Here is a 23,106-nt window from a genome sequence, read left to right as displayed (position 1 = left end):
GGCCGCCGCGACGGCGCCACGACCCTCGCGGTGGCCCGGCCGCCTCACAGAACCAGGAGTTTGCCGTGGACAGAGTTTTCATCGCCGGCGTCGGCATGACACCGTTCGTCAGCCGCACCGACCAGACCCTCGGCGAGATGGCAGCCGCGGCCGCCGCGCAAGCCTTGACCGACGCCGCCATCGAGCCCCGCGACGTCGGCCGGGTGTATTTCGGCAACGGCGCCGCCGGCCTGCTCACCGGCCAGGAAATGATCCGAGGCCAGGTGGCGCTTCGCCACACCCCCTTGGCTGGAATACCCCTGGTCAATGTGGAGAACGCGTGCGCCTCCGGCAGCAGCGCGGTGCTCGGGGCATACGACGCCATCCGCGCCGGCCGCTGCGACGTGGCCGTGGCCATCGGCGTCGAAAAACTCTCCCACAGCGAGAAACACCGCACCTTCGCCGCCATCCGCGGCGCGACCGATGTCGCCGAACTCGACACCGATGCTGCTGCCCAGGAACTGAAGAGTTCGGCCCTGCTCGACGTCTACGCCGCCGAGGCCCGCGAGTACATCGACACCTACGGCGCCTCGGTCGAAGACTTCGCCGCCGTGGCGGTCAAGAACCGCACTCACGGCGCCCTCAACCCCCGGGCCCAGTTCGGCACCCCGCAGACGATCGACGACGTGCTCGCCGCCCGCATGATCGTCGACCCACTGACCCTGCCGATGTGCTCACCGACCACCGACGGCGCCGCCGCCGTCGTGCTCGTGTCCGAGCGCTACCGCAACCGCAACGGGGCAGGCACGTGTCAGATCCGGGGAATCGACCTGGCCTCCGGCCACGGCGCCGGCTCGGAACCGGTCGCCCGCGCTGCCCGCGCCGTCTACGACGCCACCGGCATCGGCCCCGACGACCTCGACGTCATCGAGGTTCACGACGCCGCAGCACCGTCGGAGATCCTGCAGTACAGCGAAATCGGATTGTGCGAGGACGGGGAAGGACACCTGCTGCTGCGCAAGGGTCAGACCGCCCTCGGCGGCCGTACCCCCGTCAACGTCAGCGGCGGTCTGCTCAGCCGGGGACATCCCCTCGGCGCCACCGGCTGCGCCCAGATCGTCGAACTGTTCGACCAGCTGAGCGGACGAGCCGGAGCCCGGCAGGTCGAACGCGCCGGCGTAGGGCTGGCAGTCAATGCCGGCGGATGGCTGGCGGGCGCCTACGCCACCACCGTCGCCACCCTCCTCACGCGGTGACCGTCGTCGGCACCGTCCATCCAGCACCCAAGGAGACACCAGTGCGGCAAGACCTGGAAACGCTGTACTACGAGCAGGCCGACGACGGCGTCGTCGTACTGACACTCAACCGCCCGGATCGGGGCAACGGGGTCGTGCCGGAACTGGTCCGGGACTTCGTGGAGACCTTGACGCGGCTCGAGGCCGACAAGAGTGTCCGTGCCCTCGTCCTGACCGGCGCCGGGAAGCAGTTCTCCGCCGGTGCCGATCTGAAGGCGATGAAGGACTACCTCGAACATCAGCACCGCGTCGAGCACGAACCCTACAACGCCCGGGTACTTTTCCCCCTGACCCAGCGTGTCGTCGCATCCCGGCTGCCGACGATCGCGGCGATCAACGGGGGCGCCACCGCCGGGGGCCTCGACTTCGCCCTGGCATGCGACATCCGCATCTGCTCCACCAGAGCGAAAATGGGGGAGACCTACATCAACATGGGTCTTCCCCCTGGCAACGGTGGCTCCTACTTCCTGCCGCGACTCCTCGGATCGGGCATGGCGGCGGAATTGGCGCTGACCGGGGACGTCATCGACGCGCAGCGCGCTCTCGAGATCGGGCTGGTCAACCGTGTAGTCGAACCCGAGGACCTGCTCCCCGAGGCGGTGGCGCTGGCCGGCAAGATCGCAGCCAAGTCCTGGCGCGCGGTCGAGGCCACCAAACAAGCCTTGCGCTCGACGTGGCAAGTCGACCTGGCCACCTCGATGACCAACAGCTTCTGGGCGGTCTCGGCCCTGCACTACGGGCCGGATCTGCTCGAAGGGGTCTCGGCCTTCCTCGACAAGCGTCCACCACGCTTCAACGAGGATCGGACACACGCCGCGGATTCGCCCACCGCGGATCCGGCGGCATCGGCGCCCGCTCACGCCTCACTACAGTGACGCCTCACTACAGTGACACTGTGAGCACTTCGGAACGGGCACCTGCCGCCGCCACGCGCGAAACGATCCTCGCCGCGGCGACGGCACTGTTCGGTGACCTCGACTACCCGGCCACCTCCATCCGCGACATCGCCCGGGCGGTCGACATGCTCCCGGGCAGTATCTACGCCTACGTCGAGAGCAAAGAGGCGATCTTGTACGAGATCGTCTCCACCGGGATCGACCGGTTCGTCTCTGCGGTCGAATCCATCGACCCCGCCACCGCACCGGACGAACGACTCGAACAAGCCATCCGTGCCCACATCGACATCGTCGCCGAAAACCCGCAACGGGCCCTCGTCGTCTTCCATCAATGGCGGTATCTGGGCGACGAGTCCCGTGCCCAGGTGATCGCAGCCCGGCGCCGTTACGAAGAGTTCTTCCGCACCACCATCCGCGAGGGCGCCGAGACCCAGGTATTCCGCCCTGACCTCGACGTTCGCTACGCAACCTTGACGGTTCTCGGCGCGCTGAACTGGGCGCCGGAATGGATCCACGCCGACGATCCAGCGCGTGCGGACAGCGGGCGGAAGCTGGCAGACATCCTTCTCGCCGGGCTGCGTCCATTCGACGAGAATGCACCGTAGCGGTCGATGTCGCAGCAGCCGGGAAGCGGCACGAACCCGATGCTGTCGCCTTGGTAACGACTGTTTGTTTGGGTTACATTCGTAAGAAGAACTGACCGTCCCGGACGGGGAAGGGGGAGGCATGCCACCGAGACAACGGCGTAACAACAGCCGTTCCGCAAAGAGCGGCCCGGTTTCGGCTGCGGAGATCCGTGCAGCCGCCTTGGCCTTGTTCAGCGAGCGGACGTTCCCCGTCATCGGGATGCGAGACATCGCTGAGGCGGTCGGGCTGCTGCCCGGTAGTCTGTACGCCCACATCAGCAGCAAGGAAGAGTTGCTCGCCGACATCGTCACCGAGGGCATCACGAACTATCTGGTAGAACTCCGCCCCTTCCTCGAATCCCAGGATCCGGCTCCCGATCGGATGCGCGGCGCCGTCAAGGCCCACGTGAAGGTGCTGGCGAAGACCCTCGAACAGACCCGGGTCGCCTTTCATCAATGGCGGTTCCTCGGTGACGGTGCCCGAGAGCAAGTAGTCGAGCTGCGTAAGCAGTACGAGAATGTATTTCTGCAGATCTATCGGGCGGGGGTCGCGGAGGGCACCTTCCGGAAGGCGCGCAGCGAGCGCATCGCAGTGCTTGCGGTGATCGGCATGCTCACCTCCGCATCGGAGTGGTATTCACCCGAAGGTCGGCTCGGTGCCGACGAGTTCGGTGAAGCCCTGGCCGAAGCCGCAGTGGACGGGCTCGTCGCGACGAGCTGACCGGCCGAGGACGGGTTCCAACTCCGTGGTGCATATTGAGCGACACTGCTAGTCGGGTCGCGACCGAGCGCCGGCACAGCGCACCGGGCCGGCACGCCCCGACGGGAGTGCACCACGGGACCGCCGCCGAGGTGCATCGTCGGCAGCCGCTCGGCGAGTACTGGGCTGCACACTCCGAGCGGTTCCGCCGCCCCACGGCGCCGGCCCTGTCCGGGCTCACTGGCCGCAACACCCGCCTGTCTCGAGCAGAGTGGCAACTACCGGCTTGATCATGCGCATGACCGTCAAAGCGTGGGAATGTGCTCGGCTCAGGTCTCGCTGTCCGGGTGGATCGGTGACGTGCGCAGCTCGCTCTCGTCGCCCTCGGAGACCTCGAACACCTGCAGGGGCGTGTTCGGGGGAGGGGTGCCCTCGTTCCGTCCGGGCGTTGCCGCCGCGGAGGGGGCCGTCGACGACTCGATCCGCCGGCGGAGCTCGGCGAGAAGCAAGTCGGTAGGCACCCGGGTGAGATCGGGCCCGGCACCGTCTTCCGGGATCTTTGTCACCGTGACCACCCCGGCACGCTCGTGGAAACGCATCGACCGATGCGATTGTCTCAGAGCGCGTGACGGCGAGTCATCGGTTTGCGGGGTCGGTGCGACGCATCGCGCGCCGGGCCTGCTCCTCGGTGAAGTTCGGTGTCAGGCGCAATTCCTCCAGGGGGACTTCACGTTCGGTGCTGCGGACCTCGACGCGCACGGGGTCGCCGGTGGCGTCGTCGGACAGGCCGAGGGGGCCGCCGCGCTCGCCCTGGAGGTACTTGTCGCCCCACTGCATCAGCGCGAGCACCGCAGGCAACAGGTCGCGGCCCTTCTCGGTGAGGATGTATTCGTACCGTGTCCGCTGCCCGGGCTTCTTGTAGGGCCGGCGCTCGAACAGGCCCTCGGCGGTCAGTTCGCGCAGGCGTGCGGCCGCGACGGCCTCGGTGATGCCGACGCGGCGCGCGAAGTCGTCGAACCGGGTGGTGCCGTAGTAGGCCTCGCGCAGGATCAGCATCGCCGAGCGGGTCCCCACCACGTCCATCGCCTTGGCGATCGAGCACTGGGAGGCCTGCCAGGCGTCGCGATCGGCGAGGAAGCCGTCCAACCGTGCCGCATGCATGCCCCCATCCTATCTGACTTGCCAAGGCCATAGTCAGCTTCTAACCTCTCTGGCTATGGAAAGCCAAAGTCAGGCCTCGGTCCGGATCGGCCCGCTCCTCGCCGTCCTCTCGGGAGCGCCCTTCGTCGCGAGCCTCGATCTGTTCGTCCTCAACGTCGCACTGGGCGACATCGGGACCAGCTACCCCGGCAGCTCGCTGGGAGAGCTCAGCTGGGTGCTCAGTGGCTACGCGATCGTGTACGCGGCGCTGCTGGTCCCGCTCGGTCGCTGGGCCGACCGCATCGGCCGCCGGCGCGGCTTCCTCGCCGGCCTCGGGCTGTTCACCGTCGCGAGCGCGGCATGTGCGCTGAGTCCGTCGCTGTGGGTGCTCGTGATCTGCCGGCTGTTCCAGGCCGTCGGAGCCGCGGCGCTGACGCCGGCCAGCCTGGGGCTGCTCGTGAGCGCGGTGCCGGAGGCGCGACGTGCCGGTGCCGTGAGGATCTGGGCGGCCACGGGTGCTGCGGCGGCGGCGTTCGGCCCGGTGGTCGGCGGGCTTCTGGTCGAGGTCTCGTGGCGCTGGGCGTTCCTGATCAACGTCCCGATCGGGATCCTGCTCCTCGCCGTCGCGCGGCGCGTCGTGCCGGACATCCGCCCGGTCGATTCCGGCACCCGCCTCGACCTGGCCGGCGCCGCTCTGCTGACGCTGGGCATCGGTGCACTCGCGCTCGGACTCGTCCAGGGGCCGGAGTGGGGCTGGGCCGACGTCCGCATCCTCGCCGCGTTCGTCGTCGCCGCCGGGGCCCTGCTGCTGTTCGCGCACGTCAACGCCCGGCACCCCGCGCCGCTGATCGAGCCGAGTCTGCTTGCGGTGCGCTCCTTCTCCTGGTCGAACGTGACCGCCCTGATCTTCAGCGCGACGTTCGCGGCCGGTCTCCTGGCCAATGTGCTGTGGGTGCAACAGGTCTGGGGATACTCCGCCCTGCGGACGGGTCTGGCCGTGGCTCCCGGGCCGCTGATGGTGCCGCTCTTCGCCGCCGTCGGGCAGGTGCTCGCGCGACGTTTCACCCCCGGCACGATCGCCGCAGCGGGATGCGTGCTGTGGGGCGCAGGCGCCGGCCTGGTCCTCGCGACGGTGGGGCCGGAGCCGGAGTATGCGACCGCGCTGCTGCCCGGCTGGCTGATCGGCGGCGTCGGCGTGGGGCTGGCCTTGCCGACCATCCTCTCGGCCGCCACGGCGCAACTGCCCCCCGCACGCACCGCCACCGGCAGCGCGATCGTCACCATGAGCCGGCAGCTCGGCACCGTGCTCGGGATCAGCGTGCTCGTCGCGATCCTCGGGGCCGGTGACGATGCGGTGTCCGCCTTCCGATTCTCCTGGTGGACGATCGCGGCGGTTGCCGTCGTCGCCGCCCTCGCCGCCGGAGGTATGACCCCCCGCCCGTCCACACCGGAAGTGAAGGTCCTGGCATGACCCATCTCGCCCCCGCCCCCTTCCCGATCGAATTCGATTCCAGCTGGCTGGGATTCGGTGGCGTGCACGGCGGACTCGTCGTCGCGGCCCTGATCCGCGCGGCCGCCGTGGAAACCGGCGCAACGCCGCTCGCCGTCTCGGCGCACTTCACCGGCCCTGTGCAGCCCGGCCCCGTCGACGTCGCGGTCGACGACGTCCGCGGCGGCCGGACCGTGAGCGCCCGGGCATCGATGCCGGACTCGGTCACCGCCCTCGTCCGGCTCGCCCGGACGGTGGGTGAAACGACCTGGCCGCGTACGGGAAGCGATTTCGGCGGCACGGATCCCGTGACGCTGCCGCCCCTGGAGATCCCGGTCGACTTCGTGCCGTTCTCGCAGTACCTCGACATCCGGCCGATCAATGCGGCCCGGCCCTTCGGCCGGGGCGACGACCCGGAATTCGAGGTGTGGATACGGCTGATGTCTGCGGTCGGGTTCGCTCCGGTCGAGCGCGCCGCGATCCTCCTCGATGCGCTGCCGCCGGGGTTGTTCGCGACGATGTCCGCACCCGTCCCGGTTCCCACGGTGGAGTTCGCGGCGCATTTCGCCCCGTCGCGTGCAGCTGCCGACGGTTGGTATCACCTGCGGCACCGAACGGTGTGGGCCACCGAGATGCTGTGCGTCGACGAGGCGGAGCTGACCGACGGCGACGGCCACCTCGTCGGTCAGGCCCGGCAGCTGCGCCGCATCCTCGGAGGCTGACGGAAGCGTCGGTGATGCACATCACGGAGTGGGACGTCGAACCGCGGGTAACACCTAGAACGTACCGCTCGATGATCTTGATGGCGTCCCCTGTGGTGCACCCTGCTGCTGCGGGAGCGTCGTTCGTCCCCGCTCATGCGAGGACGGAAGGATCGTCACTCGACACAACGGAGGTAAACATGGTTCTCGGTTCCCTCGCTGCAACGCTGTTCACGCTGCTCGCCGGTCTCGGCATCCTGCTCTGACCCACGCTCGACCCACGCCGCAAGCGCTCCGCCTCGAAGCGGGAGCGCTTGCGGCGCGCGGTCCCGGCTCGTGCCGGGCCTGTCTCGACGGCCGACGGTCAGCGGCCGTTGCCGCCTCCATTGTTGCCGCCCCCATTGTTGCCGCCCCCGTTGTTTCCGCTGTTGCTGTTGTTTCCGCCGCCGTTTCCGTTGTCGTTGCTGGGCTTTTCGGGCTTGGGAGGCTTCTCCTCCGCCGGCGGTTGCGCCGGTGCCGGCGCCGGGGCCGGTACGGGAAGGGTGGTGAAGACGGGCCCGGTGTCCACGGCCGAGGGGGTGGGCGAACCCACGCTGCCGACCGGTGTCGGGGCGGTGGCGGGAACGCTGCTCGTCCCCGGCGTGGCGACCGGCGGTGTGTCGCCGCCCTGACCCCAGGCCAGCAGGAGGAGGGCGACCACCGCCGCGGCGGTGAGGCCGATTGCGAGCAGGATCCGGCGGCGACCGGAGTCGGGCGCCGCGTCGAACGTCGACAGCGTCGGGACGGGCGCCGGCACGGGCGGCCCGGCAACGGTGAACCCCCGGGTCGGCGCGTGGATCACCTCGGTCACCGGATCGGCGCGGTGCGGTTCCCGCAGTGTGGCCAGGTGCGGTTCCCGCAGTGCAGCGAGCATGTCCCGGGCGCTCCCGAAGCGGTGCTCCGGTTCGCGTGCCATCGCACGCTCGATCACGGCCACGAGTGCGGAGTCGACGTCCGGTCGCGCGGTGGCCAGCGGCGGCGGCGGCCCCTGCGTGATCGCCCGCGCCAGGGCCAGCAGGTTGTCGTAGTCGTAGGGTTTCCGCCCGGTCAGCGCCTCGTACCCCACGGCCCCGGCGGCATACAGATCGTCCGTCACGCTCGCCGGTGTGCCGGAGAGCCGATCGGGGCTCAGGTAGGCGACGGTGCCGACGAGTTCACCGGTGCGGGTGTAGTCCTCGCCGGCGCTCTTGGCGATACCGAAGTCGGTCACCTTCACCGTTCCGGTCTCGGTGAAGAGGATGTTGCCGGGCTTGATGTCGCGGTGGAGAATCCCGGCGTCGTGCGCCGCGGCGACCGCAGCCACCACGGCGATCAGTATCGCGCGCACCCGGTCCTCCGGCATCGGGCCGAGGGCGATCTCGTCGGCGAGGGTGCGGCCGGGCAGGCGTTCCATCACGATGTACGGAACTCCGGCGTCCTCACCGCTGTCGTGCACCGCGACGATGTGCGGATCGGTGAGGTTCGCCGCGGCTCGCGCCTCGGCTTCGAAGCGCCGGCGTACGTCGGGCTGGCGGCCGAACTCGCCGCGCAGCACCTTCACCGCGACGGGCCGCCCCAGCCGCGTGTCCCAGCCGTCGTGGATCTCGCCCATGCCGCCGCAGCCGAGCAGGCCGCGCAACTCGTAGCGGCCGGCGAGCAGTTCGGGAACGGGCATGGTTCCAACGCTAGTGCGGTGCCGGGGGTGGTACCAGGCAAGCCTCGCCGGACGGCCGTCGTCATGCGGTCCGAGTCGTGTGGCGCGGCGGGACGCCGCCGTCCCGTGACCGGTCAGGTGGGGGTGCCGGCCGCGGCCGCGCCGCATCCGGCTGCTGCGGCGTCCCGCAGGTCGTCGACGGATACTCCCGCGACCGCCGCTGCGGCGGCCACCCCACCGAACAGGGTGCCGACCAGCCCGTGCGACGGGCGCACCCCCGCACCGGCGTGGAACAGGCCCTCGACCGGTCCCGTCGCGCCGAGGCGGGTGAACGTCTGGCTCGGGGTGAACGCCGGGCCGTACGACACGCCGCCGGTGCAGCGCATGAAGCGTTCGTCGGTGACGGGAGTCCCCGTCTCCTCGTGGACGATGGCGTCGGCCAGGCCGGGAACCGTGCGTTCGGCCGACCTCACGAGCCGGTCGCGAAGCTCGCGTCGTCTCGCGTCGTAGCGCGCTGTCGAACCGCTTCCCGGTGTTATTCCCCACCAGGTGTGCTGTGCCGGGGCCGGGCCGATCAGCTGAACGTTGGTCTGCCCGGGCGCGCACAGCCGGGGGTTCTCCGGGTCGGCGAGGCTCGCGATCCACAGGCCGGCGGACGTGGACGAGGGAAGCTCACCCGCACGGAGCGCGGCGTACTCCGCATCGAAGTCGTCCGTGTCGGTGACGAGACGGGTCGCGTTCGGATAGCCCTCGGCGGCGAGGTCCCGGTCGAGAATCAGATAGACGACGGCGAGCGGCAGGGCCAGTTCGTAGCTGCGTACCCGCCGGAGGAGCCGGGAAGGCACACGATCCGGCGGCAGCAGCGACAGATACGTCTGCTGAATATCGACCGCCGACACGACCGCGGGGGCGAGAATCTCGCGTCCGGCCCCCGGAACGGTGTCGAGCGATGCGTCCTGTGTTCGTACGCCGCGAACTCTGCCGTCGTCGACGAGAATCCGGCTCACCTCCGTGCCGAGCAGTACGTCGCCACCATGGCCGCGCACCACCTCTGCCAGGCCCTCCGAGACGACCCGCGATCCGCCTTGCGGGTACGACAGGCCCTCGAGATAGGTGTGGATCATCCGGGCCGCCACCGGCAGCGACAGCCGCGACGGCGCCACGGCCAGACTGCCGGTCGTCCAGCCGAGAAGTGCGGTGGTGAGTTGCGGGGAGGCGTGCAGATGGCGCAGGTAGCCACCGGCGGTCGCGCGTCCGTAGCGCAGCAGGCCACGTAGCCGCCACGGCAGCTGTGGCAGCTCACGCAGGTGCGGCCGCTCCGCGATCCGTCCCAGCTCCTCGGTGAGCAGCTCGACGGTGGTGAGGAATTCGTCGATCGTGTGACGCTCTGCCGGAAATGCCTCGTACAGAGTGGCTTTGAAGGCATCCATGCCCTTCGGGACCGCCAGTTCGCGGTCGCCGTTCAGCAGCCGGAACATTCCTGCGGGATCGAACTCCCGGAACGTCACGTCCACACCCAACGGTCCGAGTGCGTGTCGCACCGGCGCCTCGGAGGTGTAATGCAGCCCGATGTCGAATTCGTATCCGTCGTGGGTGAAGGCGGACATGTGCCCACCCGGCTGGTTGCGGGCGTCGGCCACCAGTACCCGGCGCCCGGCGGCCGCCAGATATGCCGCGGCCGTGAGCCCACCGGGTCCGGCCCCGATGACGATCACGTCGTAGTCGTAACGCTCTTCCATGCTGACCTCCGGATTGCGGGGAAATCGCCGGTTCGGGGCGCCGTTCAGTGGTGCCGGATCTCGCGGGTGGACGGGTGGCCCGCCACGTTGCGGACGAAGGTGACGAACGCGGCGACGATTCCGATGATGCTGCCCACGATTCCCAGTCCCAGCGCAATGCGCACCACGAGCGGCCAGTCGAACGAGGCGTCGCCGAAGTCGAACGGGAACACCTGCCAGATCCGCAGCAGCGCCAGCAGCGCGACCGCGGTGGTGACCACGTCTCCCAGCGCCTTGAACCAGATGGGATCCCACACGAAGTACAGGAGATTGGCGACCAGGCTCGCCAGGATCGAGGCATTGACGAAGCCGATGACCGACCGGGTGCCGTCGGTGAGGAATGGTACGGCTTCCCAGCCCGGCCACACGTTGGCGGCGTACAGCACCGCCGCATTGAGGAGCACCGCGACGAGATACCCGAATCGCCGGGCGGCGACCGGGGAGCGCGGACGGGTCGTGGTGGGTGTCATGGCGACCTCCCTCGGGCAGGACCGTCTTCCACGCTAGCCCCGGCGTCCGGATCCGCGTCAGGGAAGAAGGTCCCCGGCCGGCCGATGAGTTTGCCGTCGCTCGGCGGTCGGAACAGGTGCAGCATCGTTCGCAGCGGAGGAGTGAGCACCATGTTCGACCGTTCCCCAGCCTTTTCCGGCTTCGCCGTCGACGACGTTGCCGCGGCCGCGAAGTTCTACGGCGACGTCCTCGGCGTCTCCGTGTCCGAGGAGCACGGAATGCTCCACCTGCACCTCGACGGCGGCCGCGACACGTTGATCTATCCGAAGGAGGACCACACCCCGGCCACCTACACGATCCTCAACTTCCCGGTTCGCGACATCGAGAAGGCGGTGGACGAACTCGCCGCGCGCGGAATCCGGTTCGAGCGCTACGAGGGTGTCGACGGCAAGGGCATCTTCCGTCGGGTGGGTCCGCCGATCGCCTGGTTCCGGGACCCGGCGGGCAACATCCTCGCCCTCCTCGAGGTGGACGAGGCCCCGGCCGACGAACAGATCCGCGCGCTGATCGAGGAACACACCGCGGCCCGCAACGCCAAGGACGTCGATCGGCTCGCCGCGTGCTATATCCCCGGTGCGACGGTGTTCGATCTGGCGCCGCCGCTGCGCAAGTCCGCTCCCGACCCGCAGGCCTGGGCGTCGTGGTTCGCGGGGTTCGACGGCCCTCTCGACTGCGAAGTGCGGGATCTGCGCGTCGAGGCGGCCGGCGACGTCGCGTTCTGCCACGCGCTGTCGCGGCTGGGAGCGACACAGCTCGGTGGACCGCGATTCGACATGTGGTTCCGTGTCACGTTCGGTCTACGCCGCGTCGAGGGGTCGTGGCGGATCGCGCACGAGCACGAGTCCACCCCGTTCCATATGGACGGTTCCTTCCGGGCCGTCACGGACCTGCAGGAGTGACCGGCTCAGTCCGGTGGCTGCAGTTCGTGCCTGCCGCTGTTGCCCGTGCCGCCCGAGTTGCTGCGCAGCCACCGACCGGGCAGCTTGCCCGCGAGGTCGCCCAGTGGGCCCACCGCCCCGCGGAGCAGTTCGACGGTCTCCTGCAGCACGTCGATGCTGGTGCTCATCCGCAGGATGCTGGGGGTGAGCTGCGCCAGCGTCTCGGACAGCGACACGATCTGATCGAGCGGACCGCCCTTGGCGAGGAGGCGCTCGAGGGCGCCCTGTTCGGCGAGGAGGGTGTCCAGCACTCCACCCCGCTCGAGGGCCCGCTCGAGCAGGCCGCCGGGCTGGAGGGCGATGTCGACGATGCCGCCGGGGGCGGTGAGGCGTTCGACGGGCCCGCTCTCGGCGAGCAGGCGCTCGAGCGGGCCGCTGGGTGCGGTGAGACGGTCGAGGAGGCCGCCGTTCGACAGCAGGCGGTCCAGCGCCCCGTCCTCGGCGAGGATCTTCTCGAGCGGACCGCCGGGGGCGGTGACGCGGTCGAGGGCGCCGCCGGGCTCGAGGAGGCGGTCGAGGGGGCCGCCGGGTGCGGTGAGCCGGTCCACCGGCCCGCCGGGGGCGAGGAGGCGGTCCAGCGGTCCGTCGGGGCGCAGCGCCTGGCCGAGAGGACGGTCGTCGGCGGCGAGCACGGAGACCTGTTGCAGCAGGCCCAGCGGTCCCCGCGGATTCGCCACGCCGACCGCGCTCAACCCCGCGTACGTCCGGGGGGAAATCGCCAGGCGGACGGTGGCGATCGCGCCCTCCGCCACGCCCAGGGCCGAGTCCGCTGCGGCGAATCCGAGGCGGACGGGAAACGCGAGCGCGGACGCCAGACTCATGCCTGTCACTGTAACCGGCACAACAGTCCGGCTCGGCGGGACGAGCCGTTACCGAAGGTCGTCAGGAGACGCGGAGCGTTCCGACCCGTACGTACGTCTCGGTGCATCCGCAGCCGTGGGCGAGGTCGGAGCAGTCGACCACCAGCATGTGCCGCACGCGGGAGGTGTCGAAGCAGTCGGGTTCGGTGCATTCCACGGGCACCGTCGCGTGCACGACGAGGGTGCCGTGACAGTGGTCGAGATCGGATCGGCACGCCCGGCACGTCATGGGCGGGACCTCCTTCGCGGTGGCTGTCTTCGTCCCGTAATAGCATCACGCGCCGACAAGGTGGTGGACGTGCGGGGCGTGTTACGCCGGATCAGCGCCGCCTGCGCCGGGCGACGAGGGCGACGGCCAGCGCGCCGGCGATCACCCCGATCCCGGCTGCGACCCACCAGCCGGGTGTGCTGTCGGATCCGGGAACCGTCACGGCGACGGGTTCGGATGTCGCGCCCGCCGCGCCGGGCGCGCCCGAGTAGACCGCCGTGATCGTGTGGCTCCCGGCGCCGGAGACGCGGTGCTCGGTGGTGGCGCGGCCGTCGACGACCGCCACCGGTGGACCCAGGTCGGTGCCGCCGTCCCGGAACAGGATCGTGCCGCCGTCGACGTCCGGTGACACCGTCGCCGTGAGCGTGACGACCGTCCCGTCGTCGACCACGTCCGGGGCGTCGACGGTGACCGTGGCGGGCACCTCGGCGGTGTCGGAGATGGTGATGGTCGCCAGCGGGCCGGCGCCGGCGTTGAGCGGACCGGTCATGGTGTCCCGCGGCGAGCAGCGGGTCGGTCCCCACTGGTTGGTGCCGAGGAACGTGGCCTGGGTGAGCGAGGTGTTGTAGTTGGCGTCGTCGTCGACCAGGCCCGCGGCACCGGCCGTGCGGAGCATCGGCGTGATCACGCCCGCGTCGCCCGCGATCATGGTCACCTCCACCGCCGGCAGCCGGAACCAGCTGTCGCCGACGGGGCTGGGGGAGCCGTCGAGCTGCAGCTGCGTCTTCGGCGCCCGGATCCCGGCCTCGCTGTCGGCACCGGACGTGGGGCTGTTGCCGATGACCTCGTTGTTTCCGGACAGGCGCAGGATCGTGCCCGCCGGGTCGGGGACGCCGTCCTCGTTCACCCGCAGCACACCGGGCGGCACGTTGTCCAGGTTGAAGGCGGTGCCGGGCACGACAGCGGCGTCGACGAACGTCGCGTTGGCGGGAATGGCGAAGTCGTTCTTCAGGCGGGAGACGCTGCGGGTGGTGGCGCCGCGGCTCGAGTCGGGGTACGCGACGGGCGCCGTCTGGATGCGGTAGGTGAACCGCTCGCCGGGACGAACCCGGGCGGGCGCGTCCACCGTGGCCGACGACCCGAGCAGCTCGTCGACGTCGATCACCGACCGCACCCGGCACGCGATGCCGAACGAGACCTCGACCGCCTCCGCGGCCGCGGGCGGGCAGACCGCGATCAGGGACACGGCGACGGCTGCGGCCGACGCCGCCCCGCGGCGCACCCACTTCGGCGACACGGCGGCTCCTCCCGGTGCGGACACGTCCATGATCCCCGATCGCCGTACTCCGACGGCCCGAATTCGGCAGGGCCGGCATACAGGAAGTTCCCAGGATTCTCGCAGCGGCATGCCAGAGCCCTCCGGGAGAATCGACGCCGTGACCGACAAGACCCCCGAAGCGCGGATCCTGATCGTCGACGACGAGCCGAGCATCGTCGAACTGCTCTCGGTGAGCCTGAAGTTCCAGGGTTTCGAGGTCGAGACGGCGGGAAACGGCGCCGAGGGACTCGACCGGGCCCGGGCCTTCCGGCCGGACGCGGTGATCCTCGACGTCATGATGCCCGGGATGGACGGGTTCGGGATGCTGCGCCGGCTCCGGGCCGACGGTTCGGACGCGCCGGTGTTGTTCCTGACGGCGAAGGACGCCGTGGAGGACAAGGTGTCCGGCCTGACCCTGGGTGCGGACGACTACGTCACCAAGCCGTTCAGCCTCGAGGAGGTCATCGCCCGGCTGCGGGTGATCCTGCGGCGGGCCGGCAAGGTGTCCGAGGACGAACGCTCGTCCCGCATCACCTTCGCCGACATCGAACTCGACGACGACACCCACGAGGTGTGGAAGGCCGGCAGGCCGGTGTCGCTCTCACCCACCGAGTTCACCCTGCTGCGGTACTTCATGGTCAACGCGGGCACGGTGCTCAGCAAGCCGCGGATCCTCGACCACGTGTGGAGCTACGACTTCGGCGGGGAGGTCGGCGTCGTGGAGTCGTACGTCTCCTACCTCCGCCGCAAGGTCGACACCGGGGACAAGCCGCTGATCCACACCCTGCGCGGGGTCGGGTACGTCATGCGGGAACCCCGCGAGTGAGCCGCATGCGGGCGCTGCCGCTGCGGTTGGCGCTGGTCGCGGCGCTGGTGTCGTTGTCGGGGCTGGGGCTGCTGGCGTCCGGGGTGGCGGTGACGTCCGCGTTGCAGGGTTCGCTCCTCGCCCGCACCGATCAGGATCTGCACACCGCGGCGCAGACGTGGGCCAAGCCCCCCGGTGCCGGCCGCGAGCTGCCGCCGCCGGACGCCCCGAGTTCGAATCGCCCGCCGAGCCCGTTCTATGTGCGGGTCGTCGACCCCGACGGGGTCGAGCGGTTCGTCGTCAACGACGAGTCCACGTCGCCGGCGCTGCCCGGCGAGCCGGCGGGGGAGCCGGTGACCGTGGGTTCCGTCGACGGTTCCGACGTGCGCTGGCGGGTGGTGTCGACCCGCAGCACCGCGGGCATCGTGACCACCGTCGGGGTCACGCTGACCTCGATCGAGGAGACCGTGGATCGGCTCGTCGTGCTGCAGGTCGGCATCGGCGCCGCGGTGCTGCTCGTTCTCGGGGTGGCCGGCTACTTCGTGGTGCGGCGCAGCCTGCGGCCCCTGGTGGAGGTCGAGCGCACCGCCGTGGCGATCGCGGGCGGGGATCTGCACCGGCGGGTTCCCGAACGGGATCCGCGCACCGAGGTCGGCCGGCTGTCGGTGGCGCTGAACGTCATGCTCAGCCAGATCCAGGCGGCGTTCGCGGCGACGGCGTCGTCGGAGGAATCCGCGCGCAGATCCGAGGAGAGGATGCGACGGTTCGTCGCCGACGCCAGCCACGAGCTGCGCACCCCGCTCACCACGATCCGAGGATTCGCCGAGCTCTACCGTCAGGGCGCGAGCAGCGACACCGCGATGCTGATGGACCGCATCGAGAGCGAGTCCCGGCGCATGGGGATCCTCGTCGAGGATCTGCTCATGCTGGCCCGCCTCGACGCGCAGCGGCCGCTCGAGCGGAAGCCGGTGGACCTGCTGGCCCTGGCCGCCGACGCCGTGCACGATGCGCGGGCCGTCGCGCCCGATCGCGTCGTCGGGCTCGAGGTGTTCGACGGTCCCGGTACCCCGGAGGTGTTCGGCGACGACGCGCGGCTGCGGCAGGTCCTCGGCAATCTCGTCACCAACGCCCTCACCCATACCCCGGCCGACGCCCGCATCACCGTACGGGTGGGCACGATCGGATCCGATGCGGTGCTCGAGGTTCTCGACACCGGCCCCGGCCTGAGCGAGGCCGACCGTGCCCGGGTCTTCGAGCGGTTCTATCGCGCCGACACGTCGCGCACCCGATCGTCGGGCGGCAGCGGTCTCGGACTGTCGATCGTCGCGGCGCTGGTGGCGGCCCACGGCGGCCGCGTGGAGGTGGAGTCGGCCGTGGGCGCCGGTTCCACGTTCCGGGTGCTCATCCCGCGGATGCCGGTGGAGTGACGATCCGGCCCTCGGCTACGGTGACGTAACTGACTTTCGAGTAAGGAGACGTCGTGGGACTGTCGGGGACGGCGCAGCGCGCCCTGCACAACGCCTGGGCGCTGTTCGTCGGCGACGGAATCGAACCGCCGCACGCCACCGCGTCGGCCGTCGTCGCCGACGGACCGCACCGTACCCTGCGCCGCTACGGCGAGCCCGACGCGGGTGCCCCCGTCCTGCTCGTGCCCCCGCTCGCCGCGCCCGCACGCTGCTACGACCTGCGGCCCGGGCAGAGCCTCGTGCAGCACCTCGTCGACGCCGGCCGCAGCGTCCACGTCCTCGACTTCGGCACCATGGACCGTTCCGACCGGCATCTCGGCTTCGAGCACTGGGTCGACGACATCGTGCCCGAGGCGATCGCGCGGGTCTCCGAACTGTGCGGCGGCCGCGACGTCGACCTGGGCGCCTGGAGCCTCGGTGGGACCCTGTGCCTGCTCACCGCGGCCGCCCACCCCGGGCTGCCGATCCGCTCGATCACCGCGTTCGGCACGCCGATCGACTACGCGCGCATCCCCTTCCTGGGGCCGGCCCGCCACCTCGGACGCGCCCTGGGCGAGCCCGCCCTCACCGCCGTGACCCACCTGCTCGGCGGCGTGCCCGCCCCGCTGGTGCAGATCGGCTACCGGGCCACCGCCCTCGAACGCGAACTGACCCGGCCGTGGTTCGTCGCCTGCAACCTCGCCGACGCCGACACCCTGGCCCGGATGGAGGCGATCGACCGGTTCCAGGCCGACATGCCCGGCTACCCCGGCAGGCTGTTCCACCAGATGGCGATGCGCATCACGGTCGCGAACGATCTCGCGACGGGCCGGGTCCGCTTCGACGACCGGACGATCGACCTCGCCGACGTCTCCGTGCCCGTGCTCGCACTCGGCGGCAGCGACGACGTGCTCGCGCCCGTCCCTGCGGTCGAGGCGATCCGCCGGGTGCTGCCCGGCTCGCCCCACGTGCGGTTCGAGGTCGTGCCCGGCAGTCACCTCGGGCTGCTCGCCGGCCTCACCGCCCGCGGCACGTCGTGGGCGCACTTCACCGCGTTCCTCGACGACCCGTCGGCGCCGGTGCCGACGGGTCCCGGCGCGTCAGTCGGGGACGTTGTCCGCGTACCCGAGTTCTCGTAGCGCGGCCTTCAGCTTCGCCTGCGCCTCGTCGAGCGACTCCGGCGACGGGTCCTTCTCGGCCTTGCTGATGTCGAAGTCGCCGAGGTCGTACGCCGGGAAGACGTGCAGGTGCAGGTGCGGCACCTCGAGGCCCGCGACGAGCAGGCCCGCGCGCGGCGCGTCGAACGCCGAGCACACCGCCCGGCCCATGATGCGGGCGACGTCGCCGACCTTGCCCCACACGTCGGCGTCGACGCTCTGCCAGTGGTCCACCTCCTGACGCGGCACCACGAGCACGTGGCCCTGGTTCACAGGGTTGATGGTCAGGAAGACAACGACGTCGTCGTCCTGCCACACGAACCGGCCCGGCAGGTCGCCGGCGATGATCATGCTGAACACGGAAGCCATACCGGGGAGAATAGGCGGACCGCCGCGCGCGCCGCCTCTCGTATCCTCGTCGCATGTCGTCGCCGCAGCCGCCCCGGACGGGCCCGCTGCGCGCGCTCGTCGCCGACCTGATCGACCGGCACCTGCGCATCGTCGCGGCGGGGGAGCGGCGCGTGGTCGGGCTCTGCGGCCCACCCGGCGCCGGCAAGAGCACCGCCGCCGACCTGCTCGTCGGCCTCCTCCGCGACGCGGGCATACCCGCCGCGGCCGCGCCGATGGACGGCTTCCACCTGTCGAACCACCGGCTCGACGCCCGCGGCACCCGATCCCGTAAGGGTGCGCCGGAGACGTTCGACGTCGCCGGGTTCGCGGCGCTGCTGCGCCGCATCCGCGACGACCGCACGGAGACCGTCCACGCCCCCGAGTACTCGCGCCGCCTCCACGAACCGATCGCCGCGTTCCACGAGATCACCCCCGAGACCCGCGTCGTCGTCACCGAGGGCAACTACCTGCTCCTCGGCGACGGCGGGTGGGAGCGGATCCGCCCGCTGCTCGACCTCGTCGTCTACCTCGACGCACCGGGCGACGAGCTCGCCGCCCGGCTCATCCGGCGCCATCGGGCCACCGGATCCACCGCCGAGCAGGCCGCCGAGTGGGTCCGCACGGTGGATCTGCCCAACGCGCGCACCGTCGCGCGGACCCGCGACCGCGCCGACCTCGTGTGGTGCCCGGTGGAGGGGAACGACCGAGGCGCGGGAGCGGCCCGCTGGAGCCGCGCGGATGCGTCGGTCCGAGGCCCCGGACCGGTCCCGTAACCTGTGCTGCGTGCGCGTACTCGTTATCGGCTCCGGTGCCCGTGAACATGCCCTCGTCCTGGCCCTGACCCGCGATCCCGGCGTGACGGCCGTGCTGGCAGCCCCCGGCAACGCCGGCATCGGCCGGATCGCCGAGCAGTTCCCGGTCGACGCCGCCTCCGCCGAGGAGGTCGTCGCGCTCGCGAAGGAACAGAACGTCGACCTCGTGGTCATCGGCCCGGAGGTTCCGCTCGTCCTCGGTGTCGCCGACGCCGTCCGCGCCGCGGGCATCGCCTGCTTCGGCCCGTCCGCCGCGGCCGCCCGCATCGAGGGCTCGAAGGCCTTCGCCAAGGACGTCATGCAGACCGCCGGGGTCCGCACCGCGCACAGCGAGGTCGTCGACAATCCGGCCGAGCTCGACGAGAAGCTCGACCGCTTCGGACCCACCTGGGTGGTCAAGGACGACGGGCTCGCCGCCGGCAAGGGCGTCGTCGTCACCACCGACCGGGCCGCCGCCCGCGACCACGCGGCGGAGATCCTCGAGAACGGGCACCCGGTGCTGCTCGAATCGTTCCTCGACGGCCCCGAGGTCTCGCTGTTCTGCCTCGTCGACGGCGAGACCGTGGTGCCGCTGCTGCCCGCGCAGGACCACAAGCGTGTCGGCGACGGCGACACCGGCCCCAACACCGGCGGCATGGGCGCCTACACGCCGCTGCCGTGGCTGCCCGAAGGCATGGTCGACACGATCGTCGAGGACGTCGTCCGGCCCGTCGCCGCCGAGATGGTCCGCCGCGGATGCGGCTTCTCGGGCCTGCTCTACGCGGGCCTGGCCATCGGCAAGGACGGCCCGGCCGTCGTCGAATTCAACTGCCGCTTCGGCGATCCCGAAACCCAAGCCGTGCTCGCCCTGCTCGAGTCGCCGCTCGGGGAGGCGCTGAACGCGGTCGCGACCGGCACCCTGGCCGAGCTGCCGCCGCTGCGCTGGCGCGACGGCGCCGCCGTCACCGTGGTGCTGGCCGCCGAGTACTACCCGGCCAGCCCGCGCACGGGCGACGTCATCACCGGGGCCGACGCCGACGGGGTCCTCCACGCCGGCACCAGGCTCGCCGACGGATCGCTGGTCTCCGCCGGCGGCCGCGTGCTCAGCATCGTCGGCACCGGCGCCGACCTGACCGCCGCCCGCGACGAGGCCTACGCCACGCTCGCCGGCATCAAGCTGCCGGGCGGGCACTTCCGCAAGGACATCGGCCTCGCCGCCGTCGAGGGCCGGATCACCGTCTGACCGTCCCCGGCCGCCGGTCGCCCCCGGGCCCGCGACTACCGTCTGGTGACGTGCGGAGCGAATCGCAGCGATCCCGGATCCAGACCTTCCACGTCATGGACGTGTGGAAGGCCGCCACCGAGCGGCAGCGCACCCACGGCGACGTGCTGAGCCTGGCGGCGGGTCAGCCGTCCACGCCGGCACCCGCCCCGGTGCTGCGCGCCACCCATCGCGCGCTCGACGACGAGCTGCTCGGCTACACCGAGACGTTCGGGATCCTGCCGCTGCGCGCGGCGATCGCGGGCTACCACCGCGACCGCTACGGCATCGACGCCGACGCCGACGACGTGGTCGTCACCACCGGATCCTCCGGGGCGTTCACCCTGCTGTTCCTGGCCGCCTTCGACGTCGGCGACACGGTCGTCGTCGCCCGGCCCGGCTACCCCGCCTACCGCAACACCCTCGCCGCGCTCGGCTGCACGGTCGTCGAGCTGGACTGCGGGCCGCACACCCGCTACCAGCCGACCGTCGAGATGCTCGAGGCCCTCGACGGTCCGATCGCCGGACTCGTCGTCGCCAGCCCCGCCAACCCGACCGGCACCATGATCGAACCGGCCGAGCTGGCCGCGCTGGCCCGCTGGTGCGACGACCACGGCGCGCTGCTCATCTCCGACGAGATCTACCACGGCATCGAGTTCGGAACGCACGGTGCGCCCGCGACGAGCTGCGCGTGGGAGACCTCCCGCGAAGCCGTGGTGATCGGCTCCGTGTCCAAGTACTTCTCGATGACGGGATGGCGGCTCGGCTGGATGCTCGTGCCGGAGGGACTGCGCCCGCCGCTGCAGCGGCTGGCCTCCAACATGACGGTGTGCCCGCCGACGATCTCCCAGTACGCGGCCGTCGACGCGTTCGGCGCGGAGGCCCGGGCCGAACTCGACGGCCACGTCGCGCGGTACGCGGCCAACCGCGAGCTGCTGCTCCGGGGCCTGCCGGAGCTGGGGATCACCGAGCTTGCGCCCGCCGACGGCGCCTTCTACGTCTACGCCGACATCGGTCACCTGCTCCCGGCCGGCGAGAACTCCACCCGCTGGTGCGCCCGGCTGCTGCAGGAGACCGGAGTGGCGCTCGCGCCCGGCGTCGACTTCGACACCGGGCACGGCGACCGGACCGTCCGGCTGTCCTTCGCCGGTTCCACCGCGGACGTGCGGGCGGCGCTGGAACGGCTGCGCGCCTGGTTGCCCACACCGTGACGAAACCCGACAGATAGGTCCTACCTGCGAGTATTCGGGCCGTTTCCCTCAGGCGTGACCACCGGGACTGGCACCATGACAAAGGTGTCGATCGCAGCCACCCCGAAGGGCGAACGGCGCCGCCAGGCGCTCGTCGAGGCGGCGGCCGACCTGATCCTCGAGGGCGGGATCGATGCCGTCCGGCACCGCGCCGTCGCGCACCGCGCCGGACTTCCGCTCGCCTCGACCACCTACTACTTCCATTCCCTCGACGACCTGATCGCGAGCGCGGTGCAGCACAACGGGCGGCGCGAGCTCGACGCGATGCGCTCTCGGGTGCAGTGCGTCCCGCCGAGCGACCGCAGCCCCGAGTCCACCGCGGACCTGATCGTCGACCTGCTCGTCGGCCCCGGCGGGGTCGGCGAGATCGAACGCGAGCGCCTCATCGCCCGCTACGAACGGTGCGTCGCCACCGCCCGGCACCCCGAACTGCGCGACGTCCAGCATGAGTTGCGCGTGCAGATCGATCAGCTGCTCACGGACCTGCTGCAGCGGTGCGGGCGCTCGGTGCACGAGCCGCAGTTGCGGCGGCTCGTCGCGGTCGTCGACGGGGCCGTGCTCGGCGCGCTCGGCGATCTCGAGCCCGATCCGCGGGCCCTCGCGCGGGGCATCCTGCCCGACGTCGTGGAGCGGGTGGCACCGCCTGCCGAACAGGAGGCGTGACGGGGCGCCGTAAACTGATGTCCTGTGAGTCGCATCCCGAACGTTCTTGCCACCCGTTATGCCAGCCCGGACCTGACAGCGCTGTGGTCGCCGGAGCACAAGATCGTGCTCGAGCGCCAGCTGTGGCTGGCGGTCCTCCGGGCGCAGGCGGAACTCGGGATCGACGTCCCGCAGGAGGCCCTGGCCGACTACGAGCGGGTGCTCGAGCAGGTCGACCTCGAGTCGATCGCGGCCCGCGAGCGCGTCACCCGCCACGACGTGAAGGCCCGCATCGAGGAGTTCAACGCCCTCGCCGGCCACGAGCACGTGCACAAGGGCATGACCAGCCGCGACCTCACCGAGAACGTCGAACAGCTGCAGATCCTGCGCTCCCTCGAGCACGTGCACGCCCACGGCGTCGCGATCGCCGCGCGGCTGGCCGACCGCGCCGCCGAGTACTCGGCGCTGGTGATGGCGGGCCGGTCGCACAACGTCGCCGCGCAGGCCACCACCCTCGGCAAGCGGTTCGCGTCCGCCGCCGACGAGCTGCTCATCGCGCTCACCCGGTTGCGCGAGCTGATCGCCCGGTACCCGCTGCGCGGCATCAAGGGCCCCATGGGCACCGCGCAGGACATGCTGGACCTGCTCGGCGGCGACGCCGACAAGCTCGCGCGTCTCGAGGCGACGGTCGCCGAGCACCTCGGGTTCGCGAACGTGCTCACCAGCGTCGGTCAGGTCTATCCGCGCTCGCTGGACCACGACGTGCTCTCCGCGCTCGTGCAGGTCGCGGCCGGGCCGTCGTCGTTCGCGCACACCGTCCGCCTGATGGCCGGGCACGAGCTCGTCACCGAGGGCTTCCAGCCGGGCCAGGTCGGCTCGTCCGCGATGCCGCACAAGATGAACACCCGTTCCTGCGAGCGTGTCAACGGCCTGCAGGTGGTGCTGCGCGGGTATGCGTCGATGGCCGCCGAGCTCGCCGGCGCGCAGTGGAACGAGGGCGACGTGTTCTGCTCGGTCGTGCGGCGCGTCGCACTGCCCGACGCCTTCTTCGCCCTCGACGGCCTGATGGAGACGTTCCTGACGGTCCTCGCCGAGTTCGGCGCGTACCCGGCGGTGATCGAGAAGGAGCTCAACCGCTACCTGCCGTTCCTGGCCACCACCAAGGTGCTCATGGCGGCGGTGCGTGCGGGCGTGGGCCGCGAGACGGCCCACGAGGTCATCAAGGAGCATGCGGTCGCCGTGGCGCTGGCGATGC

General features: G+C 71.1%; 24 protein-coding genes. 15 read left to right on the top strand and 9 right to left on the bottom strand.

Features of this window, described 5'->3' with window-relative positions; all coding sequences use genetic code 11:
* Positions 1-65: 65 nt before the first annotated feature.
* The 4 genes from CQZ88_RS15700 (at position 66) to CQZ88_RS15685 (ending at position 3,517) form a co-directional block, all read left to right on the top strand.
* On the top strand, positions 66-1,235 hold the full coding sequence (locus CQZ88_RS15700; RefSeq protein ID WP_006942971.1) for a thiolase family protein: 1,170 nt from the start codon (positions 66-68) through the stop codon (positions 1,233-1,235).
* A 41-nt stretch (positions 1,236-1,276) separates the two neighbouring features.
* Positions 1,277-2,149, top strand: coding sequence for an enoyl-CoA hydratase/isomerase family protein (locus CQZ88_RS15695; RefSeq protein ID WP_065923017.1), 873 nt, complete (start codon positions 1,277-1,279; stop codon positions 2,147-2,149).
* Positions 2,150-2,169: 20 nt separating this feature from the next.
* Positions 2,170-2,775: a TetR/AcrR family transcriptional regulator gene (locus CQZ88_RS15690; RefSeq protein ID WP_006942975.1), complete on the top strand. Its 606-nt coding sequence runs from the start codon at positions 2,170-2,172 to the stop codon at positions 2,773-2,775.
* 121 nt (positions 2,776-2,896) lie between these two features.
* Complete coding sequence (locus CQZ88_RS15685; protein ID WP_161996384.1) at positions 2,897-3,517, top strand: TetR/AcrR family transcriptional regulator; 621 nt, start codon at positions 2,897-2,899, stop codon at positions 3,515-3,517.
* 308 nt (positions 3,518-3,825) lie between these two features.
* On the opposite strand, the gene CQZ88_RS15680 is transcribed toward CQZ88_RS15685, so the two are convergent.
* Both CQZ88_RS15680 and CQZ88_RS15675 read right to left on the bottom strand, forming a co-directional pair.
* Positions 3,826-4,095, bottom strand: a complete 270-nt coding sequence (locus CQZ88_RS15680; RefSeq protein WP_221776578.1) for a hypothetical protein — start codon at positions 4,093-4,095, stop codon at positions 3,826-3,828.
* Between the two features lie 37 nt (positions 4,096-4,132).
* Positions 4,133-4,657, bottom strand: a complete 525-nt coding sequence (locus CQZ88_RS15675; protein WP_006942980.1) for a helix-turn-helix domain-containing protein — start codon at positions 4,655-4,657, stop codon at positions 4,133-4,135.
* Between the two features lie 55 nt (positions 4,658-4,712).
* Here CQZ88_RS15675 and CQZ88_RS15670 point away from each other — a divergent pair, with 55 nt between their 5' ends.
* On the top strand, positions 4,713-6,107 hold the full coding sequence (locus tag CQZ88_RS15670; RefSeq protein ID WP_006942981.1) for an MFS transporter: 1,395 nt from the start codon (positions 4,713-4,715) through the stop codon (positions 6,105-6,107).
* Entirely contained in the window at positions 6,104-6,847 is a 744-nt protein-coding gene (locus CQZ88_RS15665; RefSeq protein ID WP_006942982.1) for an acyl-CoA thioesterase II, read from the top strand. Before CQZ88_RS15670 ends, CQZ88_RS15665 begins: the two co-directional genes overlap by 4 nt.
* 343 nt (positions 6,848-7,190) lie before the next feature.
* Here the strand turns inward: CQZ88_RS15665 and CQZ88_RS15655 are convergent, their stop codons facing one another.
* From CQZ88_RS15655 to CQZ88_RS15645, 3 genes are all read right to left on the bottom strand, one after another.
* Positions 7,191-8,519 (bottom strand): serine/threonine-protein kinase, encoded by a 1,329-nt coding sequence (locus CQZ88_RS15655; RefSeq protein WP_102800002.1) that lies wholly within the window; start codon positions 8,517-8,519, stop codon positions 7,191-7,193.
* 113 nt (positions 8,520-8,632) lie between these two features.
* On the bottom strand, positions 8,633-10,237 hold the full coding sequence (locus CQZ88_RS15650; protein WP_006942985.1) for an NAD(P)/FAD-dependent oxidoreductase: 1,605 nt from the start codon (positions 10,235-10,237) through the stop codon (positions 8,633-8,635).
* Positions 10,238-10,281: 44 nt separating this feature from the next.
* On the bottom strand, positions 10,282-10,746 hold the full coding sequence (locus CQZ88_RS15645) for a hypothetical protein (RefSeq protein ID WP_006942986.1): 465 nt from the start codon (positions 10,744-10,746) through the stop codon (positions 10,282-10,284).
* 150 nt (positions 10,747-10,896) lie between these two features.
* On the opposite strand from CQZ88_RS15645, the gene CQZ88_RS15640 reads away from it, so the two are divergent.
* A complete protein-coding gene (locus CQZ88_RS15640) occupies positions 10,897-11,685 on the top strand; it encodes a nuclear transport factor 2 family protein (RefSeq protein WP_006942987.1) in 789 nt (262 codons plus the stop codon).
* Positions 11,686-11,690: 5 nt separating this feature from the next.
* Here CQZ88_RS15640 and CQZ88_RS15635 read toward each other — a convergent pair whose 3' ends face one another.
* The 3 genes from CQZ88_RS15635 to CQZ88_RS15625 all read right to left on the bottom strand — a co-directional run bounded on the left by CQZ88_RS15635 (position 11,691) and on the right by CQZ88_RS15625 (position 14,089).
* On the bottom strand, positions 11,691-12,545 hold the full coding sequence (locus CQZ88_RS15635; protein ID WP_029541220.1) for a hypothetical protein: 855 nt from the start codon (positions 12,543-12,545) through the stop codon (positions 11,691-11,693).
* 61 nt (positions 12,546-12,606) lie between these two features.
* Entirely contained in the window at positions 12,607-12,813 is a 207-nt protein-coding gene (locus tag CQZ88_RS15630) for a hypothetical protein (protein WP_006942989.1), read from the bottom strand.
* Between the two features lie 91 nt (positions 12,814-12,904).
* Complete coding sequence (locus CQZ88_RS15625; protein ID WP_006942990.1) at positions 12,905-14,089, bottom strand: Ig-like domain-containing protein; 1,185 nt, start codon at positions 14,087-14,089, stop codon at positions 12,905-12,907.
* A 109-nt stretch (positions 14,090-14,198) separates the two neighbouring features.
* Here CQZ88_RS15625 and CQZ88_RS15620 point away from each other — a divergent pair, with 109 nt between their 5' ends.
* Genes CQZ88_RS15620 through CQZ88_RS15610 form a run of 3 tightly spaced genes read left to right on the top strand, consistent with a single transcriptional unit; the run spans position 14,199 to position 17,499 of the window.
* Entirely contained in the window at positions 14,199-14,936 is a 738-nt protein-coding gene (locus tag CQZ88_RS15620; protein ID WP_168579156.1) for a response regulator transcription factor, read from the top strand.
* Positions 14,933-16,342: a cell wall metabolism sensor histidine kinase WalK gene (locus CQZ88_RS15615; RefSeq protein ID WP_006942992.1), complete on the top strand. Its 1,410-nt coding sequence runs from the start codon at positions 14,933-14,935 to the stop codon at positions 16,340-16,342. The genes CQZ88_RS15620 and CQZ88_RS15615 overlap by 4 nt, the downstream gene beginning before the upstream one ends.
* A gap of 53 nt (positions 16,343-16,395) precedes the next feature.
* Positions 16,396-17,499 (top strand): alpha/beta fold hydrolase, encoded by a 1,104-nt coding sequence (locus tag CQZ88_RS15610; protein ID WP_006942993.1) that lies wholly within the window; start codon positions 16,396-16,398, stop codon positions 17,497-17,499.
* On the opposite strand, the gene CQZ88_RS15605 is transcribed toward CQZ88_RS15610, so the two are convergent.
* A complete protein-coding gene (locus CQZ88_RS15605) occupies positions 17,461-17,886 on the bottom strand; it encodes an HIT family protein (RefSeq protein ID WP_029541228.1) in 426 nt (141 codons plus the stop codon). The genes CQZ88_RS15610 and CQZ88_RS15605 overlap by 39 nt on opposite strands.
* Before the next feature lie 53 nt (positions 17,887-17,939).
* Between CQZ88_RS15605 and CQZ88_RS15600 the strand changes: the two genes are divergently transcribed.
* The 5 genes from CQZ88_RS15600 to purB form a co-directional block, all read left to right on the top strand.
* Positions 17,940-18,680 carry a nucleoside/nucleotide kinase family protein gene (locus CQZ88_RS15600; protein WP_006942995.1) on the top strand — a complete coding sequence of 247 codons (741 nt, stop codon included), beginning with the start codon at positions 17,940-17,942 and terminating at the stop codon, positions 18,678-18,680.
* 10 nt (positions 18,681-18,690) lie between these two features.
* Positions 18,691-19,941 carry a phosphoribosylamine--glycine ligase gene (gene purD, locus CQZ88_RS15595; protein WP_029541231.1) on the top strand — a complete coding sequence of 417 codons (1,251 nt, stop codon included), beginning with the start codon at positions 18,691-18,693 and terminating at the stop codon, positions 19,939-19,941.
* 50 nt (positions 19,942-19,991) lie between these two features.
* The gene (locus CQZ88_RS15590) at positions 19,992-21,170 is read left to right on the top strand and encodes a pyridoxal phosphate-dependent aminotransferase (protein ID WP_006943002.1); all 1,179 of its coding nucleotides are present in this window, start codon (positions 19,992-19,994) and stop codon (positions 21,168-21,170) included.
* Positions 21,171-21,254: 84 nt separating this feature from the next.
* Entirely contained in the window at positions 21,255-21,872 is a 618-nt protein-coding gene (locus tag CQZ88_RS15585; RefSeq protein WP_029541237.1) for a TetR/AcrR family transcriptional regulator, read from the top strand.
* A gap of 24 nt (positions 21,873-21,896) precedes the next feature.
* The coding region (gene purB, locus CQZ88_RS15580; protein ID WP_258008620.1) for an adenylosuccinate lyase at positions 21,897-23,106 on the top strand (1,210 nt) is incomplete at its 3' end.

Origin of the sequence: Rhodococcus sp. ENV425 (assembly GCF_002887785.1) — a bacterium.
GTDB classification, from domain to species: domain Bacteria; phylum Actinomycetota; class Actinomycetes; order Mycobacteriales; family Mycobacteriaceae; genus Rhodococcus; species Rhodococcus aetherivorans.
Note: the sequence above shows the minus strand (reverse complement) of the source record. Positions and strands in the feature narration are given on the sequence as shown.